This window comes from Pseudoalteromonas sp. SCSIO 43201, assembly GCF_023716725.1.
GTDB lineage: Bacteria > Pseudomonadota > Gammaproteobacteria > Enterobacterales > Alteromonadaceae > Pseudoalteromonas > Pseudoalteromonas peptidolytica.
Genome location: NZ_CP072683.1, coordinates 3,047,332 through 3,069,722, shown reverse-complemented (window position 1 = coordinate 3,069,722; position 22,391 = coordinate 3,047,332). Strand labels below are relative to the sequence as shown.

Below are 22,391 nucleotides of genomic sequence, written 5' to 3'. Positions count from 1 at the left end.
AAATTAAATTCAGCGCTACACTCTAACAATTTTTAGTCAAATTTCCAGTTTTTAGAACTAAAAAAAGGCATGAAATAATCATGCCTTTGATTTAAAAGTAAATAAATTTGCGATTAACTCACGGTTAATTGCGATTATTTGGCTGGAAGTATGGTGCCTTCAACAGAGCCGAAGCCAATACGATTATAGCCATCAGCTTCACACCAGCCGCGCATAATTACTTTATCACCATCTTCTAAGAACTTACGCTCTTCACCATTTTCTAGAGTGATGGTTTCTTTACCACCACGTGATAGTTCAAGTAATGAGCCTGCCTCTTCGTGCTCTGGGCCTGATTGCGTACCCGAACCTAGCATATCGCCCGGTAAAAAGTTACAGCCATTCACCGTGTGGTGAGTAACCATTTGTGCAACCGTCCAGTAACTATGCTTAAAGCTGGATTCAGACAATTTGCTTGGCTTAGCCCCTTCGCTACGCATTTGTTCAGTCTCGAGTAGTACATCCATACGAATATCAATTGCACCAGACTCGCGGTTTTGCGTTGACTCTAAGTATTCCAGCGGCTGTGGGTCGTTTTCATCACGATGCCAGTTAGTACGGTATGGTGCCAGAGCCTCTGTGGTTACAACCCAAGGAGAAACAGTTGAGGCAAAGTTTTTCGCAAGGAATGGACCTAATGGTTGATATTCCCAGGCTTGCAAGTCACGTGCAGACCAGTCATTGAACAAACAAAAACCAAAAACGTGATCTTCAGCGTCTTTAATTGCGATAGAGTCGCCAAGTTCATTACCCTTACCAAGGTAAATACCTAGCTCTAGCTCGTAGTCTAGGCGCTTACAAGGACCAAAAGATGGCGTATCCGCGTCAGGTGCTTTGGTTTGGCCTTTAGGGCGAGGGAAGGCTTGACCTGAAACACCAATAGATGAAGAACGGCCATGATAACCGATTGGTACCCATTTATAGTTCGGAAGCAGTGGGTTATCAGGACGGAATAGGCTACCTACTGCCGTTGCGTGATAGATAGAGGTATAAAAGTCGGTGTAATCGCCAATGTGGCAAGGTAGAGCGTATTCCACGTCATCTTGAGCAACCAATGCGCCTTCAAGGCTTGATTGCAGCTCAGAGCCTTCACGTAATGCACGAGAAAGCGCAAGTCTTAATGCTGACCAGTACTGTTGACCCATGCCCATAAACTCGTTTAATGCTGGGGCATTTGCCGCTTCTGCAGCCTGTGCTGCATCACCTGAAAGCAGGTTAGCGTCAACAACAGCGCCAAGATCTAGTACTTGATCGCCAATCGCAACACCGCCACGAAACTCTTCATTACTATTCTTACGACGAAATACTGCAAAAGGTAAGTTTTGAATGGGGAAATCAGTTCCAGTTGCATTTGCACTAGCTACCCAACTCTTTAACTGGATGTCGTGTGTTTCATTAATTTGAGACATTGCCTTTCCTTTAATTTTGGCTTTCAACTTGAGTTATGGTCAAAAATGAAAAACTCAAGTTGTAATAGCAATTTGATAAACCACAAAAAGCAGCTATCGCTAGCTGCTTTTTAATTAATTTGATAGGTGTGTTTAGATCACGCCACGGCGTTCTTGGTCACGTTCAATCGACTCGAATAACGCTTGGAAGTTACCTTCACCAAAACCACCATCATCAACACGTTGGATCATTTCGATGAAGATTGGGCCGAACAGATTCTTAGTAAAGATCTGTAGTAGATAGCAGTCTTCGCTTTGGCTATCGACTAAGATTTGGTGTTGCTTGATTTTTTCTTTGTCTTCTTTAACCCATGGTACACGATCAAAGATAGTGTCGTAGTAATGATCAACAATATCGAGAGTTGCAATTGTGCTCTTGTCTAGTTTATCTAATGAGCCAACTAAATCGTCAGTTAAGAACGCTAAATGCTGTACACCTGGACCATTGTACTCATCTAGGTACTCATCAATTTGGTTATTGTTGTCGTCTTTACCTTCGTTGATTGGAATAGAGAAGGTGCCACATGGTGACTTAAGTGCATATGAAAGTAGCGCGGTTTTTTGACCTTTGATATCAAAATAACGGACTTCGGTAAAGCCAAATACGTCTTTATAGAAGTTAGCCCAGGTTTCCATCGTCCCTTTATAAACATTGTTTGTGAGGTGGTCGATGCGCTTAAAGCCCTTATCAGCAACAATGCTTTGCTCTTCTAGGTCTACAAAGTCTTGCTCGTAGATTGAGCCTTTGTCACCAAAGTTTTCAATGAAATAGATAAGGCTGTCACCAATACCGTAAATCGCAGGGTATGGTAAGTCTTTGTGTGTTGAATCAGTCGCCGGTTTTGCACCACGCTCTACAGCAGTTTCAAACGCTTTTTGCGCGTTTTCAACACGCCAGCCCATTGAGCAAATTGCAGGACCATGGCTTTTTGCAAACTCTGCTGAGAAGCCTTCACGCTCGTTATTCAACAGGAAGTGAATATCGTGTTGGTTGTAGTACACGATATCTTTATCTTTAAATTTCTTTAGCTTTGAAAATCCAAAGTCAGTGAATACCTTATCCATATAATCAGCGTCTGGTGTTGCATACTCTGTGAACTCGATGCCGACTAGGCCTAGTGGATTATTTACTTCACTCATTGTTTTACTCCCGTATTAAGCACTGGGTGACTTGTTAGAATTTATGACTGGATAATTAATCAAATTACTGCAAAGGGGAAGTTAAAGGGCGTAAATAGCCATAGCGCACTTTGTAAATTTAGTTGCACAATTGCCATGCAAAAGACACAAAATCGACACAGACGAAGTCAAACTTATTTTTGTTTAAATTTTGAGTGAAAATACCAAAGGAAAAATACGAGGTGTTAAGTATGGTTTTTCTTATATTTTGATTTTACTGGCTTTTATTGTTTTTCTAGATCAAGAGTGTGAGGTGAAGTGTTCTGAACATAAGACTAATTGGAAAGGCGAAATAGGAAAGGCTGTATTTAAATCTTTACACTTAATGCTGCGAGAGGGGGTAAACCACGCCTGAACAGCGTGGTTTACGGTAAATATTATTGCTTCTCAGCGGATACTTCTAGCTCTTCAGCTAAATAGTGCTCCTGAGTGTGCGGCTCATGATTGCTCTCTGCACCGTGCATCCAGTCAACGAGCTTATTGCTTAGTAGATACATGAGAACTGCTGATAGTAGAGCTACACCGCCTAAGCCAATGAAAATGCTCATTGCATTGTTCATGGCTTCTTGGCCTTCACCGATGAATGAGCCCACAAGACCAGCTAGCTTGTTCGCAACCGCTGTACATAGGAACCAAATACCCATGAGCAATGACGCTAAACGTAGTGGCGCAAGTTTACTTACCATTGATAAGCCAATTGGTGATAAACACAGCTCACCTAAGGTATGGAATAGGTAGAACAATACCAACCAGATCATGCTGATCTGCAGTGTGCCGCCTGCTTCTGCACCTTCAGTTGCCAGTGCTAACATCATAGTCAAGAAGCCTAACGCAAGGAAAACGAGGCCAATGGCAAACTTTACCGGAGAGTTTGGCTCTTTCTTATCCAGTTTTAGCCATATCATTGCAACTAAAGGTGCGAAAATAATAATAAAAATAGAGTTTAGAGATTGGAACCAAGAAGCAGGGATCTCAAAGCCCATCAGCATGCGGTTAGTATAGTCATTAGCGAACAAGTTCATCAGACCACCGGCTTGCTCAAAACCCATCCAGAAGATAATAGAGAATACACTCATCGTGAAAATTACACGTATACGGTCTTTTTCTTGCTTTGTTAATGGTGCTTTTGTGGCTGAATCAGACATTTGCTGAGATAGCTTTGCTGAGGGTATTTTACCTATATCGCCTAAATATTTTTGGCTTAAGATCAGCTGCATAACCACTGAAATAACCATACCAACACCTGCGGCGATAAAGCCAGCCTGCCAGTTAATTACCGCAGCAACATAGCCCGCAACAAGTGGACCCAGTGCACCACCTAAGTTGATACCCATATAGAAAATAGTAAATGCACCGTCACGACGCTTGTCACCTTCTTGGTATAGATCGCCAACCATAGTGGAAATATTAGGTTTAAATAGGCCGTTACCTATACAAAGTAGTGCCAAGCCAAGGTAAAACACATTTACTTCTTGTCCTGCAACAATACTGTGTGGAATACCCATAATGAAGTGGCCAGCAGCCATTAGAATACCACCAATGATGATGGCTTTACGCTGACCTAGTACGTTGTCGGCAAGCCAACCACCAAATAGAGGAGTAAGATAAACTGCCATGGTAAAAGTACCGTATAGGCTAAGCGCATCGGCATTATTCCAACCAAACCCACCATTTTGTACTTGAGCAACAAGGTAAAGAACTAATATGGCACGCATACCGTAGTAGCCAAATCGCTCCCACATTTCGGTACCAAATAATAAGAAGAGGCCTTTAGGGTGACCCAAAAATTCTCCGGCCTTCGGAACTGAATTCATATGTACTTCCTAATTTAATCAATGTGTTGTATCTGGCCATTGTTATTTCAATCAACACTGAATAATGAGCAACTTACTTTAAATACGACGTTAAAAAACGAGACGCAGTAAACAGAACACTTTTCAATGCAGATTAGCGATGCGCGACAATCAATACTGCATGCTCTGATTAAGCATGGTGGTAAACTGTCATGGCATGCCTGTACTTTTTTTGAACGGGTGGCCAGTACCTATTTTAATTAGTGTTTGTTGTATGTAACGACTAACTAATTTAAAAAAGCGCGTCAGTATACTCACAGAGAATTAATAGGGGAAGCATTTGTAGGCAGAAAGCGAATAAAATGCGTTCAGCACTACAACGAAGAGATCATTAGAGAGCATTTGATGCTAGTTTTGTGCGGATATATAAAGGCGCTGCTATCTACCGTGAGTTTGAGTGAGCATCACAATTGTGGATGCAAACGGTATTTGATGTGATAGCAGCTACTTATAACAAAAGTGTTATGCCTCTTGACTTAAATATGCTTGGATAAACTCAGTTGCAGCCAAGAAATCTTGCTCTAATTTATCGCGCATTTGGATCAGCTGATCGCCAGTTAAGGTGTTTTCTTTACATAGAGTTTCAAACTCAGTAGCGGTTTCTGCGACGCTTTGCGCACCAATTGTTTTTGAAATGGATTTTAACTGATGACACGCTTCTATGATCTCTTCTTGGTTCATAGTGATAACCGCGCCATTTATATCACGGGTCAATTGGCTACTTTGTTCTAAGTACATCCTAAAGAAACGATTACGTTTGGCATCGTCATGATTGACATACTTATTTAGCATCTCCATGTTGATCGCTGGAGTCGGTAAAGGTTCTGAGTCAACACTTGGACTATCAACTACTTCAGGTAAAGCGGATCCAGTACTTTGAACCGCAAGTGGGTCAATAGATGCAGTATGTGACGCTCCTTCGACTTCGGGGGATGCCGTGCTCTGCTGCGGCTGTTTTGCTTGAGGCAGCTGCTCAATACATTTGTTTAAAGTGGTTTCTAATACATTTAACTCCACAGGTTTGGTGATGTAGTCATTCATTCCTGCAGTTTCGCAGCGCTCCCGTTCACCTTTTAAGGCATTTGCAGTCACCGCAATTATGTAAGGCTGATCAAGGTTTTCGGGCGCAGTCTCAACATAATCTCTGATGTTTTTCACCATGTCGTAGCCTGACATTTTTGGCATGTGTAGATCGGTTAGAACAATCGGGAAGTGTTCTTTTTTCCAAAGCTCAAGTCCTTCCTCACCATTTTCGGCCACCTCTACACCATACCCAAGTAAGTGCAATTGGTCAGTAAGCACTTGTTGGTTTAATACGTTGTCTTCAACGAGTAATACGAGCTTATTTGTGGCTCTTGCTTCATCAACACTTAAAAAATCATTGATTGTGCGTGTAGGTTTGATCTCTTTGGGTTTATGAAGTCCAGCGGCCACAAGAATAGACGTCATGAAGCTCGACTTACATAAAGGCGAGGCATTGAGGTAGAAGATGTGCTTGTGATTCAGCGCCGCTTCGTCCATTTTGCTCAAAACAACAACCTGTTGTGCGTTTTTCTCTAATGAATAAACAATACTTCTTAATTCTTCATTAACCCTATTCATACCATCAAGACCATCCAATACCCAGATCAGCTTATCCTCATGTTGGTGGTCTGGAATTTCTGAATCGTCAATTACCATTACATTCGCTCCCATGAACGAAAGATAGCGGTTTAAGATATTCTGCCTTTCTTTGTTTGGCGTCAGTAAAGCAACGCTTCGGGCATTTAGAAGCTGTTTATTTGCATAATTTACTTTACCGTCAACGCTAAATGGCAACTCAACGATGAACTCACTACCCATGCCAATATCTGAATTAACTTGAATACTGCCAAGCATCAACTCAATTAAACTTTTACAAATAGATAGTCCAAGCCCGGTTCCACCAAATTCTCTTGTAATTGAGCCTTCGGCTTGGATGAATGGGTTAAAGATTTCCCTTAATTGTGCTTTAGTCATACCTTTACCGTTGTCGGTTACGGTAAAGCGTAAGGTATAATGCTCAGAGGTATTTTGTGAAACTTCAACTGCGATTTTGACATACCCTTGAGTTGACTCATCGGTCGTTGTAAATTTAATGGCATTACTACATAGATTGTATAGAACTTGCCTTACACGAACCGTGTCACCCACCAAGTTAGTTGGAATATCAGGTGCTATCACTAGTTGTAAATCTAGCTTACGTTTTTTGGCAACAGAGGAGAGCACTCGAGCAACCTCTTCTGTGGTTTCAGCAACTGAAAAAGGACTGTTATCAATTCTTAACTTACCTGCCTCGATTTTTGAAAAATCAAGAATGTCATCAAGAATACCAAGTAATGAAAATGCAGAATCTCGAATGATGGTGGTTAAGCGGTGCTGCGCACCGTCGAGATCGGTTTGTCGCAGTAGATCGATAGTCCCAATGACGCCATTCATCGGAGTGCGGATCTCATGGCTCATGGTTGCTAAGAAAGTTGTTTTCGCATCGCTGGCACGCTCAGCATTTAAAATGGCTTTCTCCAGTGCCAATGTTCGCGCCTGGACTTCTGTCTCTAGGCTTTCTTGTAACTGTTTCAATTCGTGTTGAGTGGCCTGATCAGACTCAATCGAAGTTTGAACTTGCTTTAATAGCGTATTAATAGATGAAGCAATGTCAGACAATCCACCGCGGTAGTAGGTACCGACTGTCGCTTTATAATTTTTATCTGCGGTGAGTTGCTCTATCTCTTCTACGAGCGCTTGACTGCCATTGTTGGATGTCGCAGACAGCTTTCGTTGTGTAAATACAAAAATAAAGATAGCAGCCAGTAAACTCATAAATAGTAGCGCGTATGCGAGTATCGAGTTTTCTTCGGCTGTTGTACTTGGTGTTGGCGTATAGGTAAGGATAAGCTCGCCAACATTTTGCCCGTCTAACTGTAGTGGCATATGGTAGACTTGCATGTCGCCTTTGTTATAAAACTCCTCACGATTTAACGCATTAATTGGCTCCCCAAGGCTTTGTTGAAGTACCAAATTTGGTTGCCCCATGCCTGTATTGATATAAAGGTAAGCCCCAAGGTTGGTATTCCCACTAAGTAGCGCCTGTACTACTTGTTTAGCATTATCAAAGCCATGTTGAGTAATTACTTTTGCTAAAGGTTCAGAGATGGTCGTTGATTGCTGTTTAAGGTTAGCCGTCGCTGTGGTTGGCGCTTTTGTTTGCTTGGGAAGTAAATAGGCCCCAGTGGCGCTACACATTCCAACTATAAGAATTGCGACAAAAAGAAAGAGTACTTGTCCGTTAGTGTTTGCGCTATTTGGCATGCTTTATCTCGCAAGAATTATTTATACGTATCATCTGTTGCAATCGTAACACCTTCGACAGCTTTTTACCTCTCGTTTTTCAACCAGTGACTAAAATCGAGGTAAAGAAAAGAGTATTGAAAATATCAAAATAATCAGGGTGTTGAAAGTAAAGCTGTGGTCTTTTATTAGTATGGTTATCATGGCTTTTTAATAAATATTAAATATTAAGTAACGTTTTTATAAAGTAATATTGGTTAACTTCCCCGCTTATAAGGATATCTTAATGTTTTCACATCAATCTCGACGGGTACCAGCGTGGTTCTGTGCCATATTATGTGTGTTGCTGTTCAGCGCCTGTAATAACAATGATAAATCAATCATTACTCTTAAAACTCCCACCGAGCCCAGCGTCGGCTTTACTTCCCCATATGGTGTTGCCGGAGATGATCAACTCTTTCATCAGTTAGAGCTGATCCGTGCCGAGTTTAGCATGCCTGCATTGGGAGGTTTTATCATTTCTGGGGACGAATTAATCGAACTGGATGTTACTGGAGTGCGAAGCAGTACTGGGCAAGTCCCTGTATCTGCCTTTGATAGGTGGTCTATCGGTTCATTTAGCAAATCCATGACTGCCACATTGGCTGCACGCCTTGTTGAACAAGGAGTCATAGAGTTTGATAGTCAAGTGGCCGACATATTTCCAGAGCTCATAGGTAAGATTAATCCAGAACTTGAGTCTGTTACCTTAAATAGCTTGCTTTCAATGACTTCAGGGTTGCAACGGGATTTAGCGTCTATGTATTCGGGGAAGTGGCACCGTGATAATAGAGACATGACGAGCCAACGATATGATTGGACTATCGAACTATTAAATGCACAAAGATCCGTGCCGCAAGGGACTTATCTATATAGTAATGCCGGTTATGTTGTTGCCGGCCATATGTTAGAGCGTGTCACCGGGCAAGCATGGGAAAGCCTTATTGCTCAAGAGCTATTCGAGCCACTAGGGATGGCGGATGTTGGTTTTGGATCTGCTAGTGATGATGACCCAGATGGACAGCCCAGTGGTCATCAAATGAGAGAAGGTAAATGGCACCCAATTACGCCAACAGATAGAGTGGATTTACCAAAAGTGATTGGACCTGCGGGGTTAATCAATACGACACTACATGACTTATCTATTTACTTGGGGGCGTATTTAGCCGGTGCTAGGGGTAATGATAATCTGATTAGTGCCAGTTCATATGCACGACTATTAACGCCAGTCACGCCTGAATATGGATTAGGTTGGATCCTTACATCTAATGACAGTCGGTTTCATCATAACGGCTTTACCGGGACATTCTATTTAGACAACCTTGTATTACCTGAAAGAAATGTTGCGATTCTTGCAGTCACAAATGGCGACACGGTTAATGCTAAATTAGCCGTGGAGAAGGTAATTGATATCTTACTGAAGCGGCTGGATGCAAAGCAACATTATAGCGGCAAGTAAAAGAACCAGAACAACACAGTGGTGACTATTACTTGAGGGGGAGCTTACTGCTATATAAAGGTGGCTAGCCTTCATGCTATATGTACAGGGATAGTCAGATAAAAGCGTTTAAAACTGGAAATTAGCCTGCCTTGCGTGTTTTTTCATCGAAAATGCGGTATTTTGACCGCTTTGCCTGAAAACTGTGCAAACGATAAATGTATTTAAAAAAAGGGTTGACTTAGAACCGCAAAACCCGTTTAATACGCCGCACGCCCAGATAGCTCAGTCGGTAGAGCAGAGGATTGAAAATCCTCGTGTCGGTGGTTCGATTCCGCCTCTGGGCACCAAATTAAAAATCATTGCATTAGCAATGTGGTGCATGCAGAAACTGCATGGTACACGAATTAGTGTGCCGACTTAGCTCAGTTGGTAGAGCAACTGACTTGTAATCAGTAGGTCATCCGTTCGACTCGGATAGTCGGCACCATTTAATTTAGGCGCTAGCCTATATTTCTAGATAACTTAGTAGATTGAGTTTTTTAGATAAAAAAGATTTGCCCAGATAGCTCAGTCGGTAGAGCAGAGGATTGAAAATCCTCGTGTCGGTGGTTCGATTCCGCCTCTGGGCACCACTAATTTAGTGTGCCGACTTAGCTCAGTTGGTAGAGCAACTGACTTGTAATCAGTAGGTCATCCGTTCGACTCGGATAGTCGGCACCATTTAATTTAGGCGTTAGCCTATATTTTCTAGATAACTAAGTTATTTAGAAAATACAAGATTTACCCAGATAGCTCATTTGGTAGAGCTAATTGGAGTTGTATTGAAAATCCCTTTAAGGATTAAGATACTAAAAAGATTTGCCCAGATAGCTCAGTCGGTAGAGCAGAGGATTGAAAATCCTCGTGTCGGTGGTTCGATTCCGCCTCTGGGCACCATCATTTAAAAAGCCTCGCAATAGCGAGGCTTTTTGCTTTTATACAGTCTAAATTGACATATCTAGCTTATTGACTCCTTGTTGTTCTGATAAACATCACTTTATTTTAGTTGCGTAGTAAAACATTAATACCAATTAACCTCAGTACTTACTCAAGTTGGAAGCGTAAATCTGACGCTAACTACGTTAAAAGTTTCTTATTTAGAACAACTAATACCAATTTGACTTAATACTTGCGCAATTTGAAGGAGTCAATCTGACGCTAACGGCGTTAAAAATTTCTTATTTAGAACAACTAAATAGCAAAATTTTTGCCTTGCCTATATGGATGTAGGTACCTTAGCGATAGCAGGACGCGGTAGCGGAGTTATCGACAAGATTTTCTCGCCTCAAAATAGACCACTTAATTCAGAAAATTGGTATAAATAGCAAAACCTTTGCCTTGCTACAGGACTTAGTGGGAGCGAGACGCGAAGCGGTGTTTTCCCTAAAACTCTTTGGCTAGATAAGGAAAAAACAAAGTTGTACTTTAGCAACAATGAGTTGGAGCACGCCTTATTCAAACCTCGGGTTAAATAGGAAGCCTATTGCTATTCTTTCTAGCCTATTGTCAATAAATTTTACGCAGTAGTGAGGGATAACAGCTGGTAGAAAACCAAGCGTAGATTAGGCACTCAACAAGTAGCAGGGCGCGAAAAGCGATGCTGCTACCGTTGACTTGTTTCAGAAGTGCTACTTACCCGAACAAATCTGTGTAATAGGATATGTTCACTATTAGTGACGATACTGCTGTCGGTAGTTTTCTACCCAAAGTTTAGTAGCCCCACAAACTGCCACTGGCATTACTATTAGATTCACAAATGGAATTGAGGTCAACACGAACACCGCAAAGCCAAAACCGTAAGACAGCCCTTGCTTACTTTTTAAATCGTCCTTCATTCTTTTGAAGTGAATTTTATGGTTATCAAATGGGTAGTCATTATATTGAACACTGTACATCCAACATGTGAACATAACCCATAAAATTTGACCGACAATAGGTAGTACCCAAAGCAATATAAAAAAGCCAAGGGCGCGTGGCAGGTAGTAACACAGCTTTGTCCACTCTCGTCCTAGCATCCGTGGTACATCTTTTACAATATCAAAGAGCTTGTCATCATTGATTTTCTGGTTGGTAAGGTGAAGTTCCACTTTTTCAGATAACAGTCCATTGAAGGGAGCGGCAATAAAGTTGGTTATAACCGTGAAAATCATACTATAGCTAAAAAGTATCACTAAAATAGCTATGGGCCACATTAACCACTCTAGCCAACTTAGCCACTCTGGTAATAATCCATTCAGGTAATCAAACCCTTGAGTCAGCCAGTCGTAAAGAAAAAATAGCGATGCACCAAATAGCAATACATTTATGGTGAGAGGGATAAACACAAAGCGTTTAAGCCCTTTTTGGGTGATCAAAGAAAAGCCGGCAATAAAGTACTCGATACCGCGTGATAGTTGCACATTACACCTCGTGTTGTGATACCAATATGACTGAATACCTGAATAAACTAAGAGGATAAAGTGGGCGCTAACTTCGTAAGAATACCTTATTTAACAACACTAAATCATAAAATTTTAAGCTTGTTAGCGGTAAAGGTGCTTATTCCAAAATAGACTATTTATAACGCCAACAGGTATGACTTTACGCTTTAATTTTAGACAGATATCAAAAATGTTGCCCCTAGTATAGCGCTAAACTTGGAGCGGCTAACAGGAGATTAGTAACAATTTATCTCAGCCTATATTATGGCAATATTAGCGTGTAAAAATTAACCTGAATACATTTAGTGGTTTAGTGAATAGATCAGAAATAATACTTGTAAACGCAAGAAACAGCCCATACACTCAGATTATGGCAGTGGAAGTGAGAGCGTGATGCAATTAGTTCGTTGGGTTATTACATTTTGTATGTTGAGTCTGTTGACTATGTCAACGGCCGATGCTGCTAAATGTGACTCTACACTGGCTGTTACGCCTATTATTGTTGATTTAGACAACTCGAACGTAAATCCTGACGTTGACACTTGTGCTGTCTCTGCCCCCCGCAGTTTAGTCGCCACTAGCGATTTTGTTATTGAACACCCAAAGCTTACCTATTGTTTTTCCAATGCTTTATATGAATCAATAAGAGCACCACCTGTTGTAGATTAATTTAGTCCTTTTCCGTGCTTAATTAATTTAAAGATAGAGGTGATCTATGAACACTAACACCGTTATAAAAACACAGCCTGTGTTTGCCTATGAACTTGCTGAAAATCATTTTCCTGCGTGCGGTACTGATAATCTTGAACAGGCTCCAGCGCATTGTCTTATGCACACTTTGCATTTGTCACCAATGCAGCATATTGATGAAAATAGTAGTATTGATGAAGCCGCACTAGTGTTGACTAAAACGCACCGCAGAGCAAGTTTCGTTGTTGATAGCCAAGAAAAGCTGGTAGGTATGATATCGAACGCTAGGCTTGGCAGCCGTTATGTATTGAGTATGGCCGAAAAACGTGGCTGTACTAGACGAGATTTGACTGTAAATGATGTCATGATCCCACTTTCAGAGCTGCGTCAAATTACACTTAAACAAACAAGTCAGGCTGTCGTTGGCAAAGTATTAAAAACCATGGAAGAGGCAGGTCACGAGTTCTTATTAGTGATAGATGACTCAACGCTTTACCCAGTGGGTTATTTTGATCTTATTGATTTGCTGAAAGCCTGTGGACGAGCGGTAAATTCAATTAAACCAGCGAATAAATTTAGTGATATTGTTGGTACTATTTTACACCACGCCGAAATTTAAATACTGAATCCCTAAAGTTAATGTAAATTAAAGTTAGCAAGGCGTCGCGAGGCGCCTTTTTCGTGGATGACTGTACTGTTACTGCTCCTGCTTGCAATGGATAAGGTTGCGGTATGCTAGGAGCGCTTGATATAGAGCTGGTTATTTTGCACCGTTAAAGTCAAGTTGTCGCCAAGACTCATATACAAATACTGAGACAGCATTGGACAGGTTCATACTACGGCTATCTGGGCGCATTGGAATACGCACGCGTTGTGGCTCTGGTAATGAGAAAATTATCTCTTCTGGTAGACCGCGAGTTTCAGGACCAAACAGCAAGCAGTCACCTTCTTCGTAGGCCACCTCGTGATGATATTTAGTACCTTTTGTTGTGCAAGCAAATACTCTTTTTGGGTTACGTTTAGCAAGGTAAGCCTCAAAATTGGGATGACGCTCGACTTCGCTAAATTCATGATAATCCAAGCCTGCACGCCTTACTCGTTTATCATCCCATTCAAATCCCAAAGGTTCAATTAAGTGCAGCGAATATCCAGTATTGGCACACAAACGAATAATATTACCAGTATTAGGTGGGATCTCGGGTTGATATAAAACGATGTCTAACATGATAAGCCTCAATAAAAATTTGCACGGCAGTATAGCCCATCTCCAATCAGAATTACACGTGTGACCGGGGTAAAAGAAAAGCACAGCAAGTATAGAGCTTTGCATCTCTTTAACTTATCAAAGTAATGAACACAGATAGGAGCGTGCAGCAACTGAACATGAGACTATTGCAAAAAAATTGACATTCGTAATCTGTTTTTCATTTCAAACCATTACCCTGTAATATAAGTATATCGCCATACTTTCGTGGGTGGTTCGTTAGTCAGTTGGGTATTTCTAAGGGGTAAATGTGAGTCGTAGCTACGAGTTTTGGGTGAGATTTTCCAGTATATTCACGATTGCTATTGTAGGGGTGATGATAGCAGCGAAGTGTTGGGCTTGGCTGTCTTCTGGAAGCGCAGCAATGCTCGGCTCTTTAACCGACTCATTACTTGATATTAGTGCGTCGTTGATGAACTTGTTTGTGTTAAGTTACGCATTGCGACCGGCTGATGATGATCATAGGTTTGGTCACGGTAAGGCTGAAGCGCTAGCTGGGCTCGGGCAAGCGGCATTTATTGCAGGGTCGGCCAGTTTACTAGCATTTCATGGTGTAGAGCGGATCATTAACCCTACACAAATTCCCCATTCTTTATTTGGGGTATGGGTGAGTTTATTTGCTATTGTCTGCACGTTGTTAGTTGTTGCGGTGCAGTATCAAGTTGTCAAACGTACTCAATCTATCGCAATTAAAGCCGATTCATTGCACTATAAAGGTGATATTTTACTTAACCTAGCTGTATTGGTCGCGGTATTGCTGAACTTTTATGGCATTGGCTACGCGGATCCTATTTTTGCTATCGCTGTTGCAATGTACTTACTTTACAACAGCTGGGACATTGCCAAAGAAAGCGCTGCGCACTTGATGGATAAAGAGTTACCAGACGATGAAAAGGCGCAAATTGTGCTTATTGCTTCAAGCCATGAAGATGTTTATGGTGTACATGATTTACGTACAAGGCAAGGCGGAAAAATAAAGTTTATCCAGCTCCATTTAGAGTTAGATGATGATATGCCGTTGATGCGAGCACATAATGTTGCAGATGAAGTGGTAGCCAGTATTAAAGAAGAGTTTGAGTGTGAGATGGATATTCTTATCCATCAGGACCCTGTATCGCTTGCGCTCGGTAATACCCCTGTAAATTCGTAAAAATCTCTAAGCACGGCTCTGCGAGTTATGTCTTGCTCGCAAAGCAGCTCATGTTTTCCTGCAAACTCGGTACGTGTCACCTTATCATGGTGCGCGGCAAAGCGGATCTGTGCCTTGTTGTCGACGATACTATCGTGAGTTGCACAAGCGACGTGGACTGGAATATTTAGCTCGATTTTGGTCAGTGCTCGACATTTTTGCAGTGCAGTATAAAGCCAGGCGAAGCTAACTCCTCCAAGTCGTAGTTCAGGATATTGATCGTATAACCCTCTAAATAAAGCGTAACGTATAGGGCAATCTGTCAGATCATTATCTTGAAACGGTTTACTTTGGTATTGTTGCTGACCAATAGCATATTGTTTGCCTAGTCCTACTAGACATGCCAATCCAGCAATGGCTTCAGCAACCCAAGCAGGGTAGGGAGCGGTGTTGATCCCAAGCATTGGTGCTGATAAATACACGCCTTTAATATTGCTAGGGTTATACAGCGCTAAGTAGTTACAGGTGATCGCTCCTCCCATAGAATGCGCCAGTATAAACAGAGGCAGAGTGTTGTGTGGATTGACAACTTGCTGCATAAAACAGTGGAGAGTCGCTGCGTAATCATCAAATCGTTTTACGTAGCCAATGTGTTTGTTTTTTAACAAGCGAGGAGAATACCCTTGCCCTGGGTGATCATAGGTATATACAGCGATATTATTTTGTGCCAGTTCCCATAACAACTCCCTATATTTATGCGCGGATTCAATACGCCCATTAACCAATACCAAAGCAAACCGTGGTCTTTTTGGTATATGATAAACATAAAAAAGCTTGCCGTGAGGAGTATCAAAAAAGCCTCGTTGACACTGTTGCCAGTGTTTATCTATTTCAGGAAGGTGAGATTCTAATTGCTCGCTGCAGCTATAAAACATGACTACCTATATAACGGAATACGAATGCTGACCTGAAGGCCAACATTGTTAGTAAATTCAATATGGGCATCATGCACTTTTAGTGCATGTTGGGCAATGGCAAGCCCTAAACCAAACCCTCCTTTTTGATTATGCTCTGGTGTGCGTGCAGCTGAAACTCGAAAAAATGGGATACAAAGCTTGTCTAACATATCTTCACTCACCCCCTTGCCATCATCTTTTATGATACAAAGGAGCTGCTCGTTGGTACTCTGAATATCGAGGTTAATCGTGCTATTTGCGTATTTAATGGCGTTACGAATGATGTTTTCAAAGGCGCGATTTAGCAGCATAGCATCGCCATTCAGCGTTACTTCAGGTATTGTGCTGGCGAAAAATTGCTTGCTTAATTGTTGCGCCTCAAACAGAGCATCTTCGATAATTGGGTCGAGTAGCTCATTGAGGGGGATCGGCTGTTTTTCTATTGGTATTTGGTCGGCTTCTAGTTTTGACAAATGCAAAATATCACCGAGCATGTTCTCCACTAATTGTGCTTCACGCTCTATGCGCTCAAAGTAACCTTGGTTGTCTTTCGTTGCGTGGCCTGCGGCCAATCCCGTCGCCATTTGCAAGCGGGTAAGCGGAGAGCGAAGCTCATGAGAAATATCTGCAAGCAGGCGCTTTTGATTATTGACCAAAGACTCTAACTTATCAGCCATCAGGTTGAAGTCATGGCCTAGTTGACCAAGTTCGTCTTGACGCTTTTTGTCTATGTTTGCACGGCTGCTTAAGTCACCTTGAGATAGCTTGGCTGCGCTTATTTGCAGTGCCTTAATTGGTGTAAGCAAGTTTCTGGTAAACCAAAAACACAGCAATAAACTCGCGCCTAATACCACCGCAATTTTAGCCCACAGCGGCAATGCTCTAAGCTTAATAATTGCACCTGGCGTGTGATTTTCAAATATCAAATAAAGGCGATAGTTATCATTATTCAGTGTGACTTCAAGCGGCCCGAATGCTTTATATTCAGGTGTGTAAATGGCCAGTGGTTTGGTATCTTCTGTAAAGCTAAGTAAATCGAGGTCAAGTGCTTTGAACCTTGGATTTGCGGCAATACTCTTTTCACGAACGCGGTGACTTAGGTAGATATTTCTCGCCTTTCTTTTGCGTAATTTTGCGATATTACTTAACTCAAAGTTGGGGCGTCGGCTGACTTGGGTTAAGACTTGCTCTAATTGCTGTAAATTATGCAGCATCGACCTTGAGATCTTTTTAGTTTCCACAACGTCTGGCTGTAACAGGCTTATCCCAAGCAAAAGTAGAAGGGTAGCTATGATGGTTAGCCAAAACCATGCAAATACCTTAACTAATAAGTACCGCTTCATTCATTATGCCTTCAAAAATATATAACCAGAACCACGTATCGTTTTGATATAAGTATGGTCGCTCAAAGCTGCTATTTTCTTCCTAACGTTGGATACATGCATGTCAATTGAGCGGTCATAGGGCACCAGTGGCCTGCCTAAGACTTGACGAGATATAGTTTGTTTATCAACAACCTCACCGGCAGATCTCACCAATAATTGCAGCACTTCATATTCAGTTCCCGTCAGTGATAAGAACTCTCCACTCACAGAGGCGCTCCTTGCGCCGATGTCTAAGCTAAGCTGATGAATAGTAAAGGTGTCTTGAGGGCTGTGGTGCTTATAATGATCCACTCTGCGGGTGATCGCTTTAACCCGTGCAAGTAGCTCTCTGTGATTAAATGGCTTGGGTATATAATCATCTGCTCCCAACTCAAGACCAAAAATACGATCAAAATCGTCCCCTTTTGCGGTGAGCATAATAATTGGCGTCATTTTTTGTAAACGCAACGATTTTAACACTTCAAAGCCATCCATCTCAGGGAGCATGACATCTAACAATATAAGGTCAAAGTTTTGCTTTAACGCGCGCTGGAGCCCTTCAGTACCTGTATGCTCCATGTCGACTTCAAAACCTTCAGCACTAAAATACTCGTGCAAAAGATCACAAAGTGCTTGGTCATCATCTATAAGTAAAATGCTATGTCTTATGGTCATACTTTATCCGGCGGCGATTGAAAAGATAATTACAGTGTCTATCCCATGATGTATTACACCTTACTTTATTGCGGTATGTAAATTGCCTTTGCGTTTTTTTGCAAAGCACTGACAAAACTTTACCCTGATTTGACGTTCCTTTTCTTGTCTATTGCTAGATTAGGAGGTGACAAAGCAACGGCAAACAAGGAGCCAAAATAATGAGATTACTATCAACTTTAGCATTAGCAACAGTACTGAGCTTATCAGCAGTTAGCTTCAATGCAGATGCGGGATCTATGGGTCGGCAGTTAGAGCATTCAGCACGATTATTACTATCAGATAAAGGCCAAAAATTGTTGGAATTGAGCGATTCGCAGCAATCACAATTAGCAACCATCTATGCTGATTTCAAAGCGGCAAAAAGAGCACTGAAAGAAAAAGGCAAAGACGTACGTAAATCACATCGTGAAGAGTTGAAAGCATTAATGGACGCAGAGGTGTTTGACAAGGTACAGGCACAGCTGTTGCTTGAAAAGGGTCAAGACAAAAAACAAGCTTGGGCATTACTGGCAATGGAGACTCGACACAAAGTTTTTCACGTATTAAATGAAACACAACGTGAAAAAATCAAAACGCTTAAATCACACCGTAAGCACAAAAGAGCAAATAAAGCCGAGTAAATGATCCTTTTTCTTAAAATATCTCGCCCTTGGTCGTCTTTGCTAAGGGCTTATCTTATCTCTATTTCCACAATAATACCTACCTCACCAAAGTGTTTACTTAATTACCATTAAAATATTGGTGTGTGCGTAAAGCCCACGAATAGTATCGCCTAGAGTTACATGTTGATAACATGTGGATGTTGTGATATTTTTCGATTAAGAGTACATATGGCAAGTCTGCTGATAACTCTTTGCAATAGTGTTTAATTGAAATGGTTATTAATTTACGCACACAACCTTACCGGTAACTTTTGTCTATAAGTAAAGTCGTTTTACGCACGCTGTTGATTGCTGGTTACTAGGTATCACTGAGGAAAACATGCAGACACCTGAAGAATATGAGGTGACACTTAGGATCCGAGAGTTGCTTAAAGAGCTTAAAAAGCGTAAGGGCTACACTAAAAAAACAGTGAGTCAAAAGCTTGGGATCGGTCTAACCACGTTAGATGATTACCTAAATGGAACCAGCTCATTTCGTTTAGGTACATTGATAAAATTATCAGAAATCTGCCGCATTCAACTAAGCGATATCTTGGAAGGAGCGGGGCACATAGCAAAAAGCTATGAACAAGGTACAAAAAAGATTGAGCCTGATACAGAAAGTAATGAACAAAGAGAATCAAATTAACGATTGTTAGCCGTCAGTATTTTTTACTTATTTAGTGCTGTAATAACCTACTAAAACGCTTGTACAAGCGGTATTTTTTGGAAATAAAAAGTAATGAAAGGCCGATAACGGCCTCTACTACTCTTTGAAAAAACTGTCTTCATTTTTTGCTAAAGCAGCTTCGATGTCTTCAATTAAGCTTTGTGTATCTTGCTGAGTAAGTTCGCCGGTTTTCATCGGGGAAGAAATCTTGTTAGATTCATCTGACCAGTCACCCAAATCAATAAGCTGACAGCGCTTAGAGCAAAATGGGCGAAATTGACTCTTATCAGCCCACTCAACATCTTTTTGGCAGGTTGGGCATTTTACTATCGTCGGCATAACGTGTTACAACTCATAACTTCATTTTCTGATGCTGTAAGTCTAATGGTATTTAGAGGGTTTGTGAACTAAGTGCCTTAGTACTTTGTTTTACCGACTAAAAACTCTGGGTTTAAGAGAGCCTAGTTCAGAAGTAGTGATACAACACTACCTCTGAACAGATTTAATTAGGCCGCTTCATCCATATTTTTTTGTTTCAATAGTCTGCTTGTTACAGTACCTGCAGTCATTGAGCCTGATACATTGAGTGCCGTTCTTGCCATATCAATTAATGGCTCAATTGAAATTAGCAGTGCAGCAATTGTCACGGGAAGTCCCATAGCAGGTAACACAACTAGAGCTGCGAAGGTGGCGCCACCGCCAACTCCTGCAATGCCAAATGAGCTAATTGCGACCATTGCGACTAAGGATACGATGAAGTCGATAGCAAAAGGGTCAACGCCAACCGTTGGCGCAACCATGACCGCCAACATCGCTGGATAGATACCAGCACAACCATTTTGTCCGATTGTCGCACCAAATGAAGCGGATAAATTTGCGATGGCGGGAGGTACATTGAGCTTGTGGATCTGCGCTTCAACATTAAGTGGAATGGTTGCCGCAGAGCTACGAGAGGTGAAGGCAAACGTTAAAACAGGCCAAATCTTTTGGAAAAACTGTTTTGGATTCTCTCCAACCAAAGTAACTAACAAGCCATGGACAACAAACATCAGTAAAATTGCCACATAAGACGCGATGATAAAGCCTAATAGACTAACTATATCGGCCATACTTGATGTTGCTATTACTTTTGCCATCAAGCCTGCAACACCATAAGGTGTAAGGGCGATGATCATACGTACAAGACGAAGTACAACGGCTTGTGCGCCCTCAACCGCATTCTTTATTGGGCTGCTTAAGTTTGACTCTTCCATGATGGCTCTACGGGCGGCAATACCAGTTAATACGCCAAAAATTACCACAGCGATAATAGAGGTAGAACGTTCGCCTGTTAAGTCTGCAAATGGATTAGTTGGTACAAAGCTGAGCAACATTTGTGGGATGGTTAAATCAGCGACTGTTGTTGCTCTTTGTTCAAGTACAGCAATTCGTGCAGTTTCGCGCGCGCCTTCCACCAAGCCCGCTGCACTTAGCCCAAATGCTTGAGTGATAAAAATACCAATCAGGGCAGCAATCGCCGTGGTAAATACTAATATAGCGATAGTGACAAAAGAAATCTTACCGAGAGAGCCTTGATTGTCGAGCTTGACCACTGCTGCAATCATAGACACTAATACCAGAGGCATGATCACCATTTTAAGCAAGTTTACATAGCCACTGCCAACAATAGCGACCCAATCTAATACTGTTTGTTTTGTCGAGAGATCATTAGCGAAAACAAATTGTAGTGCGAGCCCAAATACACTACCGACAACTAAGCCGAGTAATACAGTGCGAGAGAGCGTTTCAGCGCGCTGTTGAAAGCGATAAAGACCGAAAAGTATGGCAACAAACACCACCAATGCGGCGATAACAGCAAAAGACATCATGATACCTTTCGAAACATTAAAAAATAACGCGAAACTATAGCGGTTTTAGTGATTTTGCTAAAATATTCTTTCACTATGGAATAGAACAAAAGGTTATCAAAACAGGTAAAAGTTTTCTAGGAGATACTAATTGTAGATCCTTACTTAACCGAAGCTCAGATTACTTAACCCAAGTTCAGGATACTTACATTCACAGAGCTTTAAATGTTGAACTTGATAAAAGTTAGTGAGGTTGAAGAGATGTTTGTTGTTGCAAATGTATAGATAAAAAGCAATTGAATAAAGAAAGAGGAGATTGTTCCCCGGCTTCGTGGATGCCAATGTCAGCCCTTGAACCCTGAGGTTCAAGGCGGAGAGCAACAGCCTACCGTAGGCTTCTCGGTACATGCCGAGCATGCTCAATAGTAGACAAACTGCTATCCTAAACGAAATTTATCGGCTCAGGGACTTAATCAGCTGTCCGACGAGCTAGGGAACAACTACAGTATATAAAACATCTGCCGATCACGAAACCATAGTATTGCAATTTTTGTGTCAACCGCATGGTTTTTCCCCAGTTTGCTTAGTGACTGACCAAGCGTTAATCTGGGCGTTAACTTCGGCTCAATATTTACTCCATTATTATTAGTTTATTCCTTATCTACATCTTAAGTTAAAAAGGTGTGGGGGCAGTAAAGGTCATCATCTCATTGGTTGTGGGATGTGAAATTTGCAACATCTGTGCATGTAATTGCAGCCGCTTCGCTGCTGCTAATGCTTCATCTTTGGCATATAGTCGATCGCCAAGAATGACATGTCCAAGTGAAAGCATATGGACTCTGAGTTGATGAGAGCGCCCAGTGATGGGAGTCAATTTAACTCGGGTGGCCTGCGCTTCATATTCGATGACTTCAAAATGCGTTAATGAAGGCTTTCCTGTTTCATGGCAAACCATTTGTTTTGGGCGATTTGGCCAATCACACACAAGTGGTAAATCAACAGAGCCCGTTTGTTGCTGTAATTTGCCATGAACTCGAGCGATGTAGTATTTGTGGGTTAAGCGGTCTTGAAATTGGATGCTCAGGTGTCGATGCGCTGCTTTGTGCATGGCAAGGCATAATACGCCCGATGTTGCCATATCAAGGCGGTGTACAATTCTTGCTGTGGGGTAAACAAAATTTACTCTGGCGATAGCGCTGTCCCAGTGTTTTGGATCTTTGCCTGGTACAGTAAGTAAACCACTGGGCTTATTGATCACTAACATATCTTCATCTTGGTACAAAATGTCAAGATAGGGAGAAAGGGGGGGAGCGTAATTTAATAACACCAGCTGCCTCTGTACGAACAAG

18 protein-coding genes, 5 tRNA genes and 1 other RNA gene are annotated in these 22,391 nt (G+C 41.7%); 11 read left to right on the top strand and 13 right to left on the bottom strand.

What is annotated here, in order from left to right:
* Positions 1 to 134: 134 nt before the first annotated feature.
* The 4 genes from fahA to J8Z24_RS13210 form a co-directional block, all read right to left on the bottom strand.
* Positions 135 to 1,448: a fumarylacetoacetase gene (fahA, locus tag J8Z24_RS13225; protein WP_252094818.1), complete on the bottom strand. Its 1,314-nt coding sequence runs from the start codon at positions 1,446 to 1,448 to the stop codon at positions 135 to 137.
* A gap of 132 nt (positions 1,449 to 1,580) precedes the next feature.
* Entirely contained in the window at positions 1,581 to 2,627 is a 1,047-nt protein-coding gene (gene hppD, locus J8Z24_RS13220) for a 4-hydroxyphenylpyruvate dioxygenase (protein ID WP_125251618.1), read from the bottom strand.
* Between the two features lie 416 nt (positions 2,628 to 3,043).
* Entirely contained in the window at positions 3,044 to 4,480 is a 1,437-nt protein-coding gene (locus tag J8Z24_RS13215; protein WP_176031997.1) for a peptide MFS transporter, read from the bottom strand.
* A 501-nt stretch (positions 4,481 to 4,981) separates the two neighbouring features.
* On the bottom strand, positions 4,982 to 7,846 hold the full coding sequence (locus J8Z24_RS13210; RefSeq protein WP_252094817.1) for a hybrid sensor histidine kinase/response regulator: 2,865 nt from the start codon (positions 7,844 to 7,846) through the stop codon (positions 4,982 to 4,984).
* A gap of 265 nt (positions 7,847 to 8,111) precedes the next feature.
* Here J8Z24_RS13210 and J8Z24_RS13205 point away from each other — a divergent pair, with 265 nt between their 5' ends.
* The 6 genes from J8Z24_RS13205 (at position 8,112) to J8Z24_RS13180 (ending at position 10,241) form a co-directional block, all read left to right on the top strand.
* Positions 8,112 to 9,323, top strand: a complete 1,212-nt coding sequence (locus J8Z24_RS13205; protein WP_252094816.1) for a serine hydrolase domain-containing protein — start codon at positions 8,112 to 8,114, stop codon at positions 9,321 to 9,323.
* Positions 9,324 to 9,576: 253 nt separating this feature from the next.
* Positions 9,577 to 9,652 (top strand) — tRNA-Phe (locus tag J8Z24_RS13200).
* Between the two features lie 64 nt (positions 9,653 to 9,716).
* Positions 9,717 to 9,792 (top strand) — tRNA-Thr (locus tag J8Z24_RS13195).
* Positions 9,793 to 9,861: 69 nt separating this feature from the next.
* Positions 9,862 to 9,937: transfer RNA gene (locus J8Z24_RS13190), tRNA-Phe, on the top strand.
* A gap of 12 nt (positions 9,938 to 9,949) precedes the next feature.
* A tRNA-Thr gene (locus tag J8Z24_RS13185) sits at positions 9,950 to 10,025 on the top strand.
* A 140-nt stretch (positions 10,026 to 10,165) separates the two neighbouring features.
* A tRNA-Phe gene (locus J8Z24_RS13180) sits at positions 10,166 to 10,241 on the top strand.
* A 773-nt stretch (positions 10,242 to 11,014) separates the two neighbouring features.
* Here J8Z24_RS13180 and cysZ read toward each other — a convergent pair.
* Positions 11,015 to 11,743 (bottom strand): sulfate transporter CysZ, encoded by a 729-nt coding sequence (gene cysZ / locus J8Z24_RS13175; RefSeq protein WP_128732852.1) that lies wholly within the window; start codon positions 11,741 to 11,743, stop codon positions 11,015 to 11,017.
* A 414-nt stretch (positions 11,744 to 12,157) separates the two neighbouring features.
* On the opposite strand from cysZ, the gene J8Z24_RS13170 reads away from it, so the two are divergent.
* Together J8Z24_RS13170 and J8Z24_RS13165 are read left to right on the top strand one after the other, a co-directional pair.
* Positions 12,158 to 12,433 carry a hypothetical protein gene (locus J8Z24_RS13170; protein WP_147391206.1) on the top strand — a complete coding sequence of 92 codons (276 nt, stop codon included), beginning with the start codon at positions 12,158 to 12,160 and terminating at the stop codon, positions 12,431 to 12,433.
* A gap of 46 nt (positions 12,434 to 12,479) precedes the next feature.
* On the top strand, positions 12,480 to 13,073 hold the full coding sequence (locus J8Z24_RS13165; protein ID WP_128732375.1) for a CBS domain-containing protein: 594 nt from the start codon (positions 12,480 to 12,482) through the stop codon (positions 13,071 to 13,073).
* Between the two features lie 141 nt (positions 13,074 to 13,214).
* On the opposite strand, the gene trmL is transcribed toward J8Z24_RS13165, so the two are convergent.
* Positions 13,215 to 13,679, bottom strand: coding sequence for a tRNA (uridine(34)/cytosine(34)/5-carboxymethylaminomethyluridine(34)-2'-O)-methyltransferase TrmL (gene trmL / locus J8Z24_RS13160; protein ID WP_125251625.1), 465 nt, complete (start codon positions 13,677 to 13,679; stop codon positions 13,215 to 13,217).
* Between the two features lie 289 nt (positions 13,680 to 13,968).
* Here trmL and J8Z24_RS13155 point away from each other — a divergent pair, with 289 nt between their 5' ends.
* The gene (locus J8Z24_RS13155) at positions 13,969 to 14,868 is read left to right on the top strand and encodes a cation diffusion facilitator family transporter (RefSeq protein ID WP_128732376.1); all 900 of its coding nucleotides are present in this window, start codon (positions 13,969 to 13,971) and stop codon (positions 14,866 to 14,868) included.
* Here J8Z24_RS13155 and J8Z24_RS13150 read toward each other — a convergent pair.
* The 3 genes from J8Z24_RS13150 to J8Z24_RS13140 are packed head-to-tail and all read right to left on the bottom strand — an operon-like array spanning position 14,820 to position 17,842.
* Complete coding sequence (locus J8Z24_RS13150) at positions 14,820 to 15,782, bottom strand: alpha/beta fold hydrolase (RefSeq protein WP_252094815.1); 963 nt, start codon at positions 15,780 to 15,782, stop codon at positions 14,820 to 14,822. The genes J8Z24_RS13155 and J8Z24_RS13150 overlap by 49 nt on opposite strands.
* A 2-nt stretch (positions 15,783 to 15,784) precedes the next feature.
* A complete protein-coding gene (locus J8Z24_RS13145) occupies positions 15,785 to 17,146 on the bottom strand; it encodes an ATP-binding protein (protein ID WP_252094814.1) in 1,362 nt (453 codons plus the stop codon).
* A 3-nt stretch (positions 17,147 to 17,149) separates the two neighbouring features.
* Positions 17,150 to 17,842: a response regulator transcription factor gene (locus J8Z24_RS13140; protein ID WP_176031991.1), complete on the bottom strand. Its 693-nt coding sequence runs from the start codon at positions 17,840 to 17,842 to the stop codon at positions 17,150 to 17,152.
* 200 nt (positions 17,843 to 18,042) lie between these two features.
* On the opposite strand from J8Z24_RS13140, the gene J8Z24_RS13135 reads away from it, so the two are divergent.
* The gene (locus tag J8Z24_RS13135) at positions 18,043 to 18,504 is read left to right on the top strand and encodes a Spy/CpxP family protein refolding chaperone (protein WP_176031990.1); all 462 of its coding nucleotides are present in this window, start codon (positions 18,043 to 18,045) and stop codon (positions 18,502 to 18,504) included.
* Positions 18,505 to 18,865: 361 nt separating this feature from the next.
* Positions 18,866 to 19,174 carry a helix-turn-helix domain-containing protein gene (locus J8Z24_RS13130; protein WP_128732380.1) on the top strand — a complete coding sequence of 103 codons (309 nt, stop codon included), beginning with the start codon at positions 18,866 to 18,868 and terminating at the stop codon, positions 19,172 to 19,174.
* Positions 19,175 to 19,291: 117 nt separating this feature from the next.
* Here the strand turns inward: J8Z24_RS13130 and yacG are convergent, their stop codons facing one another.
* The 4 genes from yacG to rluA form a co-directional block, all read right to left on the bottom strand.
* The gene (gene yacG, locus J8Z24_RS13125; RefSeq protein ID WP_125251631.1) at positions 19,292 to 19,534 is read right to left on the bottom strand and encodes a DNA gyrase inhibitor YacG; all 243 of its coding nucleotides are present in this window, start codon (positions 19,532 to 19,534) and stop codon (positions 19,292 to 19,294) included.
* A gap of 167 nt (positions 19,535 to 19,701) precedes the next feature.
* A complete protein-coding gene (locus tag J8Z24_RS13120) occupies positions 19,702 to 21,060 on the bottom strand; it encodes an L-cystine transporter (RefSeq protein WP_176031989.1) in 1,359 nt (452 codons plus the stop codon).
* A 298-nt stretch (positions 21,061 to 21,358) separates the two neighbouring features.
* A non-coding RNA gene (gene ssrS / locus J8Z24_RS13115) (6S RNA) lies at positions 21,359 to 21,541 on the bottom strand.
* Positions 21,542 to 21,715: 174 nt separating this feature from the next.
* Complete coding sequence (rluA, locus tag J8Z24_RS13110) at positions 21,716 to 22,369, bottom strand: bifunctional tRNA pseudouridine(32) synthase/23S rRNA pseudouridine(746) synthase RluA (RefSeq protein ID WP_176031988.1); 654 nt, start codon at positions 22,367 to 22,369, stop codon at positions 21,716 to 21,718.
* Positions 22,370 to 22,391: the final 22 nt, after the last annotated feature.